This is a genomic window from Methylobacterium sp. WL1 (genome assembly GCF_008000895.1).
GTDB lineage: Bacteria > Pseudomonadota > Alphaproteobacteria > Rhizobiales > Beijerinckiaceae > Methylobacterium.
In genome coordinates this window covers 4,285,098-4,298,906 of record NZ_CP042823.1, presented here as the reverse complement: position 1 = coordinate 4,298,906, position 13,809 = coordinate 4,285,098, and the positions used below count along the sequence as shown (strand labels likewise).

Sequence of the window (13,809 nt, the reverse complement as noted above, 5' to 3'; positions counted from 1 at the left end):
GTGTAGCCCGATCGATGAAGACCGCATGACGGTGGCCGCCCGATCGGGCCATCCGGCCTGCGGTTACTTTGTCCCGCCGCGCACCAGGGTGAGGAAGCGCACCTGCTCGCTGGCATCGTCCTTGAAGACGCCGCGGAACTGGCTGGTGATCGTCGAGACGCCGGCCTTCTGCACGCCGCGCATCGCCATGCAGAGGTGCTCGGCCTCCACCATCACGGCGACGCCCCGGGGCTTGAGGATGCTCTCGATCACGTCGGCGATCTGCGCGGTCATCGTCTCCTGCGTCTGCAGGCGGCGCGCGAAGGTATCGACCACGCGGGCGAGCTTCGAGAGTCCGACGACGCCGCGGGTCGGGTAATAGGCGATGTGGGCGAGCCCCATGAACGGCACCATGTGGTGCTCGCAGTGGGAGTAGAACGGGATGTCGCGCACCAGCACGATGTCCGAATAGCCCTCGACCTCCTCGAAGACGCGGGCCAGCAAGGCCTCGGCATCCATCTCGTAGCCGCCGAACAGCTGCCCGAAGGCCTTGGTGACCCGGGCCGGCGTGTCGCGCAGGCCCTCGCGGGTCGGATCGTCGCCGGCCCAGCGCAGGAGCGTGCGCACCGCGGCCTCGGCCTCGGCGCGGCTCGGGCGGCCGGTCTCGATCCCCTCGGGCACACGGGTTGCGGAGGCGGGCTGCGGCGCGATCTCGACCGCTGCGGGGCGGCCGTCATCGACCGGTCGGTTGTCGTTGCGCATGCCGGTCAGACTCTGTCCCAGATCCCGCCCATCGACGCCGCCCCGGTCCAGACCGTGTCCTTCGCCTCGATAGGACAATGATTTAAGCGCGGCATCCATGGCATCTCCGGCCCGCGCCACACGGGACTTCATCGTGGTGCTGTCAGGCTTGGCATACATCGTCGGATCGCGTCGGGCTTGTGAGGGAGATCCCGGGCTCGAAACGAATTCGAGCCGGCGCCCCGGTTGGACTAGAGCCGTGGGAACTACCTTGGCCGTGGGCGCGACCCTGGTCGACGAACCGCCTCCTCGCGAAGCGACCGTAGGGGGCCTATATCATTGTTCGCGCGGCAACACGCAATGCACGGGTCGCGCGGCAGAATCCCGATGGGCAATAGCTCGATCGGATGACGCACCCGCCCGAGGCCCCGATGCTCGACGACATCTACAACCGCCGTATCCTCGAACTGGCCGCCGACATCCCGCATCTGGGGCGCCTGGAGCGGCCCGATGCCAGCGCCACCGCACATTCCCGCCTGTGCGGTTCGACGGTCACGGTCGACGTCGTCCTCGGCGCGGACGGCCGCGTGGCCGATTTCGCGCAGGAGGTCCGCGCCTGCGCCCTGGGGCAGGCCTCCTCGTCGCTGATGGGCCGCCACGTGGTTGGCGCCACCGAGAACGAGCTGCGCGGCGTCCGCGAGGCCATGCGGGCGATGCTCAAGGCCAACGGCCCCGCGCCCGGCGGGGCCTGGGCGGACCTCGCGGTCCTGGAGCCGGTGCGGGAGTTCAAGGCGCGCCACGCCTCGACCCTGCTGACCTTCGACGCGGTGGTCGACGCCCTCGACCAGATCGCCGCCAAGCGCCGATCCGGCGGAGAACAGGGCACCGGGCAGCAGGCCACCGCGGCGACGGCCGACGCGTAGGGTCCGATGGTTCGCCGCGCCGCGCATTGGGCGATTCGCACCTACCAGCTGACCCTGTCGGGATTGATCGGCCGCCAGTGCCGCCACTGGCCGAGCTGCTCCGAATACGCCGACCAGGCCATCACCCAGCACGGCTTCTGGCCAGGCGCCTGGATGGGCTTCGCGCGGATCTGCCGCTGCGGTCCGTTCGGGACCCACGGCATCGATCTCGTACCCGAGCGGCTACCCGGCGGGAGCGTCTGGTACCGCCCCTGGGCCTATGCCCGCTGGCGCGGCGTCGAGGCCCCGCCGTCGCCCTTCGCCTGCGAGGCGGTTGCGCTCGGGGCCGACCGCCCGGAGGAGCCGGGCCGGGACGGAACGCGGCGTTCCCGCGGCATCTGACGCCCGCGCGTTCCGCATCCACAGGCCGCCGTCGATCGGACGAGGCCTGGCAACCGATCCCGCCGAGTCCGGTTGTCTCTCCAGACGGCTCGGCCTCGCACGGCTGGGCGGCAATCCAGAGCATGCGAACCATGTCCATCGAATTCAGAGGCAAGACGCATATCGACATCTACGACCGGGTCATGCGCGAAGAATGGGCGCAGCGCTTCGGTGTCAGCGAGGAGCGGTTGCGCAAGGCCGTGACCATGGTGGGGAGCCGGATCACCAGCGTCGCCGCCTATCTCGACAAGCCGGCCTCGTGATGAAAGCCGAGTCGTCGGAACCCGGTCGCGACGCACGGCCTGCTCCGGACCCCGCTGCCCCGGAGCCGGCGGTCCCGGAGAGCGGACCGCGGCCGCCCGCGTCACGGACCGAAGACAAATCCGCGCCGGACGCGATCCCGTTCGAGGAGATCCGGGAGCGCGCCTACGAGTTGTGGGAGCGCAACCACCGGCCAGAGGGCTTCGAGATCGAGTTCTGGCTGCTGGCGGAGCGGGAACTGCGCAAGGAGCGCAGCCGCAAGTAGGCCGACGCGGTCCCTGCGCCTTGCTTGGACCGATCCGTCGTCTTGAGCCCCTCGACGGCTGGCGCAGGTTTGCCAGATGGCGCAGGCCTTGCGACAGGTCGCCGCGACAGCCCTCAGCGGCAACCGGCGATGTCGAGGGGACGGAATGGAACCGGCAAACCTGCCAGACCGGCCTTGCCGTCCTCCGTGGACGGCATGCCTCGCCGTTCTGGGACGTCAGGGACAAAGCGATGCCCGGAGCTGCATGTGGGCACCGTGACTCGCCGGGCCTTCGCTGAACTCGGCCTCGGTGGCGCGGCCATGGCGGCTGCCGCGGGCGGATCCCAGGCGGGGCCAGCCCCTCCGGGCGACGGGGGGCGGCGGCCCGGGGCGCTCACCGTGGCCCCGACCTCACAGGCGGGGCTCGGGCCGCGGCTGACCCTGCACGCGCTCGACAATGCCAATGGAACCCCGGCGGCCGGATTGGTCTGCGACCTCTCGATCCGCGAGGACGACGTCTACCGGCCGATCAAGACGGTCACCACGGCGGCCAACGGCCGGCCGGCCGAACCGCTCCTCGTCGACGACGCGCTGAAGGCCGGCCGCTACGAGCTGCTGCTGCATGTCGGGGCGTATTTCGCGGCCCTCGGGGTGACGCTGCCGAGCCCGAATTTCCTGAGCCTCGTGCCGATCCGCTTCCAGATCCGCGACGCGCGCCAGCGCTACCACCTGCCGGTGCTGTTCACGCCCTGGGGTTATTCCTACTATCGGGGCAGCTGAGCCCAACCTTATGGGACCCCCATCCATGGCCGGCATCTCGACGCATGTCCTCGATACCGATCGCGGCCGCCCGGCCGCGGGCGTGCGGATCGACTTCTCGGTCCTGGAGGACGGGACGTGGCGGCTGGTGAAGAGCGTCGTCACCAACGCGGATGGGCGCACCGACGCGCCGATCCTGCCGGCCGGCGAGGCCCGGACCGGGCAGTACGAGCTGGCGTTCCATGTCGCGGATTATTTCCGGGACCGTCCGGGCACCGACCCGGGCGACGTCTTCATCGACGACCCGGTGGTGCGCTTCGCGATCTTCGATGCCGGGCAGCACTACCATGTGCCGATGCTGTGCGCGCCGGCGAGCTTCACCACCTACCGCGGCAGCTGACGCCATGCCAGATCTGGCGGCGATCAACCGGCTGGACGAAGAGGCCTTCGTGGCGCTTCTCGGGGGCGTGTTCGAGCACGCGCCCTGGGTCGCGCAGGCCGCCTGGCCGCATCGGCCCTTCGCGAGCCGCGCCGCATTGCACGACGCGATGATGCAGGCGGTCCGTGCCGCGCCGACGGAACACCGCCGCGCCTTCCTCAACAACCACCCGGAGCTGGCCGGCCCGGAGGCCCGGGCACGCCGCCTCACGGAGGATTCGACGCGCGAGCAGGGTAGCGCCGGCCTCGACCGCATGGATGCACAGGAGGGCGCGGCCTTCGATCGCCTAAACGCGGCCTATCGCGCCCGGTTCGGCTTCCCGTTCATCATCGCGGTGCGCGGGCGCGGGCGGGCCGAGATCCTGTCCGCCTTCGAGGCGCGCCTGTCCCGGGAGCCGGCCGCCGAGGAGGCGATCGCCCTCGAGGAGGTCGCCCTGATCACGCGCATGCGCCTCGACGGGCTGGTCTCGGCCTGACCCGGCTCAAGCCTCGGCCGCCGCCTTCGCTTCGACCAGGGCCGCCTCGAATCCGGTGAAGGCCGTTGTGGCCTCGTCCCAGGCGTGGGCCCGGACGTGGCGGCCCAAGGCCGCGGCGAGCTCCCGGGCCCGGGTGAGGGCCGATTCCACGGCGGCCGGTCGGGCCGGATCGGCGGGGATGCCGACCGGCGGCGTGTCGGCCGGGCGCATCCCCACCAGGGTCGCCGCCATGGCCCGGCGCCAGGCCGCGCAATCCGCCGGGATGCGGGCGAGCCGCATCGCCGTGTCGCTCCCGGCCTGCCGGTCGAGCAGGGTGCGGCCGAGATCCTCGATCCGGTCGAGCTGGCCGAGCGCGTCGCCGATCTCCCGGCGGCCCTTGTCGGTGCCCTCCGCGATCCGGCCGACGCTCCGGGCGATCTCACCGGTGGCCTGGATCTGCTGGCCCATGATCTCGGAGGCCTCGCGCATCTGGGCCGCCACCGTGGCGACGGCGCCGCTCTCCGCCTCGACCCGGACGTTGGCCCGCACCATGGCGGCTGCGCCGGTCTCCACGGCGCTGCGGCTGCGCGTGACCGCCGCCTGCATCGCCGCCATTTCTTCACGAAGTCCGCCGAGCCGGGCGCGGATCTCGTCCGTCGCCTTCGCGGTCTGCGCGGAGAGCATCTTCACTTCCGCGGCCACGACCGCGAAGCCTCGGCCGGCCTCGCCGGCCCGGGCGGCCTCGATGGTGGCGTTGAGCGCCAGCAGGTTGGTCTGGGCCGAGATCGCCGCGATGGTCCCGGCCATCTCCTCGATTCGCAGGGCGGCAGCCGAGAAGCTGTCGAGCCGGCTGCCGATCTCGTCGGTGCCCTGCTCGATCCCGCGCATGCCGTCGCTGGCGCGCTGGAGGTCGTCGACGCAGGTGGCGATGCCGGCGCGGGCGGTCTCGGCGGTCTCGGCCGCCGAGGAGGAGCGCGCCGCGATCTCGCTGGTGCTGGCGGCGAGTTCCTCGCTGGCGGCGGCGATCAGCCGAGCCTGCTCGGCGGTGCCGGAGGCGTCGCGCGTCATCCAGCCGATCGAGGTGCCGGCATCCGAGGCCGCGGCCGACAGGCGCGCCAGGAGCGCCAACAATTCGCGGTCGGGCGCGGCAGCAGCCTGCGGGACGCTTTCCAGGACGGTCGTCGACACGGGCGCGGACGTCTGGGCGTCGGCCGTCACCGCGGTCCCGGCCAGCTCCGGGGCCGGGCGCTTGCGGCGCAAACTCAACATGCGAGGGCTCCTGCGAACGTCGATTCGGGAGCCATATTTGCACGGAACCTTCAACCGAAGATGAAGGATAACCCACCCTTATTGGAATTGGGCGAAGCCGCCCGTTTCCCGGACGGCGCCCCCGGACGAAAACCGTCCGGGGGCGCCGTCATATCTCACTCGCCGGTCAGGGCGGCCTTGGTGCGGGACCACCAGCCGGCGCGCTTGGGCCGGTCCGGATCGCTGGGCTGGGTCAGCACCACCGCAACCGGCTCCGGCGGCGGGGCGGCCTCCGTCGGCGCCGCCTCGGGCGGGGCTTCCGCGGCCTGCGTCTCGAACCGCTCCGCAGCCTGCCTCTCGAACCGTTCCGCGGACTCCGGAGCGGCCGCGACCGGCAACTCGATGGCGACCTCGTCGTGGACGGGGGACGGCGCGGCCTCGACTGCCTCGGCCACCGCCTCGGCGCTCACCGGCTCCTCGGCCGACAGGGCGACCGCGTCGGAATCCACCTCCGCGGAACCCTCCGCGTCGCCACCCTCGCGGGTGCGACCCTCGGCGCGACCACGACCGCCCCGCCGTCCGCGGCGACGGCGGCGCGTGCCGTCCTCCTCGGACCGGGTGGACTCGTCCGCGACGGCCACGGTCTCGTCGGACCCCGCTCCCTCGGCGGCCACGGCCGCGATCGGGGCCTCGGCGGCCTCGTCGGAATCGGACGGGTCCTCGGTGCCGCGCTCCTCGTCCGGGTCGTCGGAATCCTGACGCTCGCCGTCGGCCTGGCCCTCCTCGGACCGACCGTCCTGGCGACCGCCGCGCCGACGACGCCGACGGCGGCGGCGACGGCCGTCGCCTTCGTCGCGGGTCTCGTCCTCGCGGGCGCCGTCCTCGCGCGATGAGCCGTCCTTGCGAGCCTCGGTCCGCACCTCTTCGGCGTCACCCTCGGACTCAGCCTCGGCCAGGTCGGTCTCCTCGACGTCGTCCTCGTCCTCGAACTCCATGGCGGGCGAGATCGCCTGCGCGCGTACGCCCGTCACCGGACCCTCCGCCCGCTGGGCCGGCTCGCCGCGGTCGAGCTGGAACGCGGTGGTCACCGGCAGCCGCTCGTCGGCCGCGATCGTGAGCGTGACGCCGAAGCGTATTTCCAGCTCGCGCAGGTGCCCGCGCTTCTGGTTGAGGATGTACAGCGCCACCTCGGTCTTGGTGCGCAGGATCAGGTTGTGGGAGGCCGACTTGAGCAGCGCCTCCTCGATGGAGCGCAGGATGTGCAGCGCCACGGAGGCGGTGGCCCGCACGTAGCCCGAGCCGCCGCAATGCACGCAGGGGATCGAGGACGATTCGAGCACGCCGGTGCGGATGCGCTGCCGGCTCATCTCCATCAGGCCGAAGGGCGAGATCCGGCCGACCTGGATGCGGGCGCGGTCGTTCTTCAGGCAGTCGTTGAGCTTCTTCTCGACCGCGCGGTTGTTGCGCTTCTCCTCCATGTCGATGAAGTCGATGACGATCAGGCCCGCGAGGTCGCGCAGGCGTAGTTGGCGAGCGACCTCCTCGGCCGCCTCCATGTTGGTCTTGAGGGCCGTGTCCTCGATGTCGTGCTCACGGGTGGCGCGGCCCGAGTTCACGTCGATCGAGACCAGCGCCTCGGTCGGGTTGATGACCAGGTAGCCGCCGGACTTCAGCGAGACGTGGGTCGAGAACATCGCGTCGAGCTGCTGCTCGACGCCGTAGCGGGCGAAGATCGGCGTCGGGTCGCGGTAGGGCTTCACGACCTTGGACTGGCCGGGCATCAGCATCCGCATGAAGTCCTTGGCCTCGGCATAGGCCTCCTCGCCGGAGACCAGAACCTCGTCCAGGTCCTTGTTGTAGAGGTCGCGGATGGCCCGCTTGATCAGCGATCCCTCCTCGTAGACCAGGGCCGGCGCCATCGAGGTCAGGGTCAGCTCGCGGACCGATTCCCAGAGCCGCATCAGGTACTCGAAGTCGCGGGCGATCTCGGGCTTGGAGCGCGAGGCGCCGGCGGTGCGCAGGATCACGCCCATGCCGTCCGGCACCTCCAGGTCGGCCACGACCTCCTTGAGGCGCTTGCGGTCGGCGGCCGAGGTGATCTTGCGGGAGATGCCGCCGCCACGGCCGGTGTTGGGCATCAGGACCGAGTAGCGTCCGGCGAGCGACAGGTAGGTGGTGAGCGCCGCGCCCTTCGTGCCGCGCTCTTCCTTGACCACCTGCACCAGGATGATCTGGCGGCGCTTGATCACCTCCTGAATCTTGTAGTGGCGGCGGTAGTGACGCGGCCGCTCGGGGATCTCGGCGAGCGCGTCGCCGTTGCCGCCGACCTGCGCGATCCGGGGCTCGGCATCGGGGTCGTCGGAATCCTCGTCCGACTCCTCATCCGATTCCTCGTCGGACTCGTCCTCGTCCTCGTCGTCCGAGTCGTCCTCGTCCGAATCGTCTTCGTCGTCCTCGGACTCCTCGTCCTCCAAGTCGGTCTCAAGCTCGGCCTCGTCGTCGGCCTCGCCCGTCGCGGACGCGCCGCGGCCGGACGCCTCGACGGCATCCTCGGCGATCGTCTCGGCCGGCACGTCGGCGACGGTCAGGGCCTCGGCCACGGCGACCACGGTCTCGGGCTCGACAGTGCCGTCATGGTCGGCCGTCTGCCGCTCGCCGGCCTCGGCGTGGGCCTCGACGGCCGGCGCCGCCTCGGCAGAATGCTCGGGGATATCGCCGGCGGCGGTCTCGGAGGTGATCGCCTCCTGCACGGCTTCCGGGTTCTCGGCGAGGGTGTCGGGCGTCCCGTCCGGGGCGGACCCGGCCTCGTGCGCCGCAGTGTGATCCTCGCCCTGCGAAGCGTCCGCGTGCGGGGTCTCGGCGTGCGCGGTCTCGGCGGCCGGCTGGAAGCCCGAATCCTGCTGGGCGTCCAGGCCCAGCGGGGCCTCGGACGCGTCCTCGGCGCTCACCGTCTCGTCGGTGCGCGAGCGCGCCTCGGCGCGGCGTCCGCGGGAGCGGCGGGGCGACCGGCGACGGCGCTCCTCGCGCTCGCGGTGCTCCTCGGCATCGCGCGCCTCGTCCTCCAGCAGCGCCTGCCGGTCGGCCAGCGGGATCTGGTAATAGTCGGGGTGGATCTCGTTGAAGGCGAGGAATCCGTGGCGGTTGCCGCCGTACTCGACGAAGGCCGCCTGGAGCGACGGCTCCACCCGGGTGACCTTGGCGAGGTAGATGTTGCCGCGCAGCTGGCGCCGGTTGGCGGCTTCGAAGTCGAACTCCTCGACCCTAGACCCGTGGACCGTGACGACCCGGGTCTCCTCCGGGTGCATCGCGTCGATCAGCATTTTGTTGGCCATGTCGGACTCTCGGCATGGCGGCCGACGTCGTTCTCCGTGCCCGTGGTCCCGGCGGCGCCTCGCACGACCTCAGAACGGTCGCGCATGGAGCCGGCCTCGTCGCCGAGGCGGCTGGGTTCGAGGGGAAATTGCCGTCAACCGCCGTTCGGCGCCCTGGGCGCCTGGGGTTGAACTTGGCCGGTAGGCTGAACGGGCCGGTGCGACGCAGATCCTGCGCCTCCGGGGCACGCGCAGCGCCATGCTGAGCCGTGCGTCCGTTCATCCTGGTTCCGACCTCGCGAAACAATCTCGGCCGGATGGGACCGGCCGTGAAATCTGGATGCGGCGGAACAGCTCCACCGCGTCGTGCGACACCTGCCCGATCGGGAAAACACCCGTCGCCGCCAGGCGGGCAAACAGGCCCGCCGCGACGCCGCGTCCGTTTTCTCGAAGGAATTCGGCCGCGTCCGCAAGCCGTTACGACGGCCGGCGGGACCGGAGAAGGGTCAGTATCATTACAGACGGGCACGGGGATTTGGCAAGGGTCAAGCGCGGGACGATGTCACGGTATCGTCACGGCGGTGGGTCGCGGTGCTTCGGACCGGTCGGGGGATTTTTTTAGATCGCGTCCGACAGCGGACGCTCGGGTCACGCACGCTCCCGATCCCGCAGAGCTACGATGTTCGCGCGTCGCTGACAGATTGAGGGCAACGGCCGAACCCAGGCGCGTTGCCCTCCCCCCTGCGGGAGGGAGAGGGCCGCCCGCATCCGGCCGCAATCCTACTCCGCCGCCTCCAGCCGCGGCGTGACGCCGTCGAGCGCGGCGGGCCTTGGGCCGCCGGTCGCCCAGTCGAGCAGCTCCACCGTGTGCACGATCGGGATGCCGGTGCCTTTGCCGATCTGCGTGGCGCAGCCGATGTTGCCGGTGGCGATCACGTCGGGGCGGATGCGCTCGATGTTGGCGACCTTGCGGGCGCGCAGCTTGGCGGCGAGCTCGGGCTGCAGGATGTTGTAGGTCCCGGCCGAGCCGCAGCAGATATGGCCCTCCGGCACGTCCTTCACGGTGAAGCCCGCGCGCTTGAGCAGCGTCTTCGGCTCGGTCCGGATGCCCTGGCCGTGCTGCATCGAGCAGGCCGAGTGGTAGGCCACCACGAGGTCGCTCTCCGCGGTCGCCGCCAGATCGAGCTGCGCCACGTACTCGGTCACGTCCTTCGCGAGGCTCGAGACCCGCTTCGCCTTCTCGGCGTAGGCCGGGTCGTCGCGGAACATGAAGCCGTAATCCTTGATCGTCGTGCCGCAGCCCGAGGCCGTGACCAGGATCGCGTCGAGACCCTTGGCGATCTCCGCGTCCCAGATATCGATCGTCCGCTTGGCGTGGGCGTGGGACGAGGCCTCCTTGCCCATGTGGTGGGTCAGCGCCCCGCAGCAGCCCTCCTCGGCATGGACGACCTCGACTCCGTGCCGGTTGAGCAGCCGGATCGCCGCCGCGTTGAAGTCCGGCCGCAGCACGCTCTGGGCGCAGCCGCGCAGCAGGGCGACGCGCCTCGTCGCCTGGCCGCCCGCCGGCGGGAAGCGCCCGACCCGGTTGGTCGGCTCGCGTCCGGGCAGCCGCGCCGGGGCGAGGTCGAGCATCGCGGCGAGCCGGTTGCCCACCCGCGGCAGCCGCGCCACCAGCCCCGGAACGGCGCGCCGAGCTTGGCGGCGACCAGCGCCAGCCGGAACCGGTTCGGATAGGGCAGGACCTGCGCCAGCAGCGCGCGCAGGAACCGATCGTCCGTCGGGCGCGCGAAGGTCGTCTCGATATGCGCCCGGGCGTGGTCGACGAGGTGCATGTAATGCACTCCGGACGGGCAGGTGGTCATGCAGGACAGGCAGGAAAGGCAGCGGTCGATGTGCTTCACCACCTCCTGCGAGGCAGGCTTCCCGCCCTCCAGCATATCCTTGATCAGGTAGATCCGGCCGCGCGGTGAATCGAGCTCGTCACCCAGCAGCAGGTAGGTCGGGCAGGTCGCCGTGCAGAAGCCGCAATGCACGCAGGTCCGCAGGATCTTTTCCGACGCCGCCATGGCGGGATCGGCGAGCTGGGCGAGATTGAAATTGGTCTGCACGATGCCTTCCTGCTGCTCTCCTCTCCGGGCGGAGAGGGGACCGGACTCACACGCCCGCGTACATCCGGCCCGGGTTCAGCACCCCGGCGGGATCGTGCGCCGTCTTGATCCCGGCGGTGATCCGCATCAGCGGCTCCGCCAGGGGCTGGAACACCGGCACGGCGGCCCGGACCGCATCGGGGGCGCGCACCAGCGTCGCATGGCCGCCCTGGGCCCGCACGGCCGCGCGCACGACGGCGGCGCCGGCGTCGCCGGCCGATCCCGTGGCGAGCCAGATCAGGCCGCCGCCCCAATCGTAGAACCAGCGTGCCGCGCGCTCGGCCGCGATCGCCGCCACCAGGGCCGGGCCATGACTGGGCGCGGTCGAGATCCGCCACAGGGCGGCCTCCGGGGCTCGGCGAGCGGGGCGGCATCCCGCACCGCCTGCCACAGGGCGGTGCCGGCCTCGCCCTCCACCAGCTCGGGCGTTCCGAAGCGCTTAAGCAGGCGGCGCAACTCGCCGGTCCGGTAGTCGATCGACTCCGCGAATCCTTCGAGGCGCATCAGCGTCCGCGCCGCCGAGGCGCCGATCCCGGCCGGCAGGTGCGCCGCGCCGGTGAGCTCGAACGGCGAGCCGAGGGCCGCCGCCAGGGCCGCGACCGCGCGGGCATCGTCCAGGCCGGGAAACACCAGGGTGGCGACGCGCTCGCAGGCCGGCAGCACCTTGAAGGTGACTTCGGTGAGCAGCCCGAGCGTGCCGTGGGCGCCGGCCATCAGCTTCACCAGGTCGAGCCCGGTGACGTTCTTCATCACCCGGCCGCCTGACTTGATCGCCTCGCCACGCCCGTTGACGAAGCGCACGCCGATCAGGCTGTCGCGGGCCGCCCCGGCATTGATCCGGCGGGGGCCGGCATTGTTGGTCGCGGCGACCGCGCCCAGGGTCGGCTCACCGCCGGTGCCGTAGAGAGTGCGAAAGTCCATCGGCTCGAACGGCAGCATCTGGCCCCGGGAGGCCAGCAGCGCCTCGACCTCCGCGAGCGGTGTGCCCGCGCGCGCCGACACCACCATCTCGGCGGGCTCATAGAGCGTGACGCCGTCGAGCTTCCGGGCCGAGAGCGTCGCATTGTCCTGCGCCGGGCGGCCGAGCCCCGACGCGGTGCCGCCACCGGCGAGCCGCAGGCGCTCGCCGCGCCCGGCGGCCGCGCGCACGATGTCCTCTGCTTCCGCCTCGCTGCCGGGCTCGTAGCCGCCCATCGTCTCCGCCCCGGTTCTTTTTGGACTCGTTCCAGGCCCGGTTTCGCCGGAACGCGCGGCGGATTCAAGCGGAGGTGGCGTCGCGGGCTTGGCGAAGCGTGGACGTTGAGCATCGGGAGCGGCTACTCCGCCGCGATCGTCCGGTCCGGGCGCAGGCGCGACGCGACCTGCCGGCGCAGGCCGGCGATGTCGAAGATCCAGACCAGCGCCCCGTACAGGACCGCCCCGGCCGGGACCAGAACCGCCAGGGCGGCGGCGGGCGGCAGGTGCCGGAACGGCGCGAGCGCCAGGCCCATCGCCCCGCAGGCGAGGGTCGCCGCACCGATCTGGCCCCAGGGCAGCACGATCCGCTCCGGGCCGGTCAGCGCCCGCCAGCCGAGCCAGAGCGCGGCGGCGGCGAGGCCCAGCGTCTGGGCCAGGGCGACGCCCATCCCGCCCATCCGGTCGGGCAGGAGCAGGAGGCCGGCCCCGTTGACCGCGAGCCCGACCAGGGCCGCCGCGATCACCGGAAAGGTCCGGCGGCGGATCTGGAAGACCGGGTTGAGGGCGTAGAACATCATCGCCAGGCAGAACAGGCCGGGCATCAGCGCGACGCTGTAGCTCTCGAACGGGCCGCGATAGGCATCGGGCACCACCAGCCCCTGGAGCGCCGGCAGCACCGCCCAGAAGCCGACCGCGCAGGGTGCCAGCAGGGCGAACACGGTGCCGGCATTCTCGGCCACCTGCGCCTCGGCCGCCGCGCGGCCGTGCTGCTCCTCGGCCTGCACGGCGAACTGGAACAGCAGCAAGTCCAGCGCGGTGCCCAGCGTCATCAGCGAGCGGGAGGTCACGTCGGCGGCGAGCGCGAAGTAGCCGGCCTCGGCGAAGCCCGCATGGCCGGCGATCGCGCCTCGGTTCACGAAGGCGAGGCATTGGTAGGCGGTGTTGGCGGCGATCAGCGGCAGGCCGTAGCGGGCGAAGACCCGCCAGGTCGCGGTCAGGCGCGGCCGCTCGAACGCACTCCGCGGGTCGCGCAGCGGGTGGCGCAGCAGGACCACGGCGACGAACTGGCTGAGCCCCGCCGCCGCCAGCACCCAGGCCGGTTGTGGCAGCCACCAGGCGGCCGCCGCCATCAGGATGAAGGCCAAGACGTTCTTGACCGCCACGAGACCGAGATAGAGCTTCCCGTCGAACCGCGCCCGCGCCAGGGCCGCGTGGTAGTCGAACACCCCGATGCCGAGCGCGGCCAGGGCGGTGCCGCACAGGACCGCCTCCCGCCCGCTCGCGCCGCCGCCGAAGCCGAACGCCCCGCACAGGGCGGCGGCGCAGAGCAGCACCAGGCCGATGCGCAGGTAGGCCCGGTCGAGCCCATGGCGGATCCAGGGCTCGTCCACCCGCACGCGCCCCGAGTAGAACCGCGTCGCCGACAGGCGCAGCCACTCGAACAGCACCGTGTTGAGCACGATCGCCCCGGTGGTCGCCAGCGCGAACCGACCGAAATCGGCGGGCCCGAGCAGCTGTGCGATCAGCAGCCCGAGGACGAAGTTGAGCCCCGCATTGATCACGAAGGCGGCGATCACGGCCATGGACGGCGCCTCATGCGCGGCGAGGTTTTATAAGGTGCCCCAGGGCTTAGGGTCGGACCCGTAAGACTCTCCTAACAGGGCGGGAACAGGGCGAGGGGCCGCGTGCAGGCCGCAAGCCGCCGCT

At 71.8% G+C, this 13,809-nt stretch carries 11 protein-coding genes and 2 pseudogenes; 7 read left to right on the top strand and 6 right to left on the bottom strand.

Annotated features, from left to right (window positions below):
* Nucleotides 1–63: 63 nt before the first annotated feature.
* A complete protein-coding gene (folE, locus tag FVA80_RS20915) occupies nt 64–900 on the bottom strand; it encodes a GTP cyclohydrolase I FolE (RefSeq protein WP_147906485.1) in 837 nt (278 codons plus the stop codon).
* Nucleotides 901–1,151: 251 nt separating this feature from the next.
* Between folE and FVA80_RS20910 the strand changes: the two genes are divergently transcribed.
* The 7 genes from FVA80_RS20910 to uraD all read left to right on the top strand — a co-directional run bounded on the left by FVA80_RS20910 (nt 1,152) and on the right by uraD (nt 4,241).
* Nucleotides 1,152–1,643 (top strand): iron-sulfur cluster assembly scaffold protein, encoded by a 492-nt coding sequence (locus tag FVA80_RS20910; protein ID WP_147906484.1) that lies wholly within the window; start codon nt 1,152–1,154, stop codon nt 1,641–1,643.
* Nucleotides 1,644–1,649: 6 nt separating this feature from the next.
* A complete protein-coding gene (yidD, locus tag FVA80_RS20905; protein WP_147906483.1) occupies nt 1,650–2,024 on the top strand; it encodes a membrane protein insertion efficiency factor YidD in 375 nt (124 codons plus the stop codon).
* Between the two features lie 131 nt (nt 2,025–2,155).
* Nucleotides 2,156–2,326, top strand: a complete 171-nt coding sequence (locus tag FVA80_RS20900; protein WP_147906482.1) for a DUF3606 domain-containing protein — start codon at nt 2,156–2,158, stop codon at nt 2,324–2,326.
* A complete protein-coding gene (locus tag FVA80_RS32210) occupies nt 2,326–2,589 on the top strand; it encodes a DUF2934 domain-containing protein (protein WP_348642412.1) in 264 nt (87 codons plus the stop codon). The genes FVA80_RS20900 and FVA80_RS32210 overlap by 1 nt, the downstream gene beginning before the upstream one ends.
* A gap of 246 nt (nt 2,590–2,835) precedes the next feature.
* Nucleotides 2,836–3,348, top strand: a complete 513-nt coding sequence (uraH, locus tag FVA80_RS20890) for a hydroxyisourate hydrolase (protein ID WP_246692056.1) — start codon at nt 2,836–2,838, stop codon at nt 3,346–3,348.
* 25 nt (nt 3,349–3,373) lie between these two features.
* A complete protein-coding gene (gene uraH / locus FVA80_RS20885; protein ID WP_147857696.1) occupies nt 3,374–3,727 on the top strand; it encodes a hydroxyisourate hydrolase in 354 nt (117 codons plus the stop codon).
* A gap of 4 nt (nt 3,728–3,731) precedes the next feature.
* Nucleotides 3,732–4,241: a 2-oxo-4-hydroxy-4-carboxy-5-ureidoimidazoline decarboxylase gene (gene uraD, locus FVA80_RS20880; RefSeq protein ID WP_147906480.1), complete on the top strand. Its 510-nt coding sequence runs from the start codon at nt 3,732–3,734 to the stop codon at nt 4,239–4,241.
* Between the two features lie 6 nt (nt 4,242–4,247).
* Here the strand turns inward: uraD and FVA80_RS20875 are convergent, their stop codons facing one another.
* The 5 genes and pseudogenes from FVA80_RS20875 to FVA80_RS20855 all read right to left on the bottom strand — a co-directional run bounded on the left by FVA80_RS20875 (nt 4,248) and on the right by FVA80_RS20855 (nt 13,685).
* Entirely contained in the window at nt 4,248–5,489 is a 1,242-nt protein-coding gene (locus tag FVA80_RS20875; protein WP_147906479.1) for a methyl-accepting chemotaxis protein, read from the bottom strand.
* A gap of 155 nt (nt 5,490–5,644) precedes the next feature.
* Nucleotides 5,645–8,800, bottom strand: coding sequence for an Rne/Rng family ribonuclease (locus FVA80_RS20870; protein ID WP_147906478.1), 3,156 nt, complete (start codon nt 8,798–8,800; stop codon nt 5,645–5,647).
* Nucleotides 8,801–9,559: 759 nt separating this feature from the next.
* Nucleotides 9,560–10,887, bottom strand: a pseudogene (gene glcF, locus FVA80_RS20865) (glycolate oxidase subunit GlcF).
* 46 nt (nt 10,888–10,933) lie between these two features.
* Nucleotides 10,934–12,120: pseudogene (locus FVA80_RS20860) on the bottom strand (FAD-binding protein).
* A 122-nt stretch (nt 12,121–12,242) separates the two neighbouring features.
* The gene (locus tag FVA80_RS20855) at nt 12,243–13,685 is read right to left on the bottom strand and encodes a polysaccharide biosynthesis C-terminal domain-containing protein (protein WP_147906475.1); all 1,443 of its coding nucleotides are present in this window, start codon (nt 13,683–13,685) and stop codon (nt 12,243–12,245) included.
* Between the last annotated feature and the right edge of the window lie 124 nt (nt 13,686–13,809).

Bases quoted from the DNA above. Each gene is read 5' to 3' on its own strand.
- FVA80_RS32210 (WP_348642412.1), top strand. From the start codon at position 2,326: ATGAAAGCCGAGTCGTCGGAACCCGGTCGCGACGCACGGCCTGCTCCG.
- uraH (WP_147857696.1), top strand. From the start codon at position 3,374: ATGGCCGGCATCTCGACGCATGTCCTCGATACCGATCGCGGCCGCCCG.
- FVA80_RS20910 (WP_147906484.1), top strand. From the start codon at position 1,152: ATGCTCGACGACATCTACAACCGCCGTATCCTCGAACTGGCCGCCGAC.
- FVA80_RS20855 (WP_147906475.1), bottom strand. From the start codon at position 13,685: ATGGCCGTGATCGCCGCCTTCGTGATCAATGCGGGGCTCAACTTCGTC.
- uraD (WP_147906480.1), top strand. From the start codon at position 3,732: ATGCCAGATCTGGCGGCGATCAACCGGCTGGACGAAGAGGCCTTCGTG.
- yidD (WP_147906483.1), top strand. From the start codon at position 1,650: ATGGTTCGCCGCGCCGCGCATTGGGCGATTCGCACCTACCAGCTGACC.
- FVA80_RS20875 (WP_147906479.1), bottom strand. From the start codon at position 5,489: ATGTTGAGTTTGCGCCGCAAGCGCCCGGCCCCGGAGCTGGCCGGGACC.
- folE (WP_147906485.1), bottom strand. From the start codon at position 900: ATGTATGCCAAGCCTGACAGCACCACGATGAAGTCCCGTGTGGCGCGG.
- FVA80_RS20870 (WP_147906478.1), bottom strand. From the start codon at position 8,800: ATGGCCAACAAAATGCTGATCGACGCGATGCACCCGGAGGAGACCCGG.
- FVA80_RS20900 (WP_147906482.1), top strand. From the start codon at position 2,156: ATGTCCATCGAATTCAGAGGCAAGACGCATATCGACATCTACGACCGG.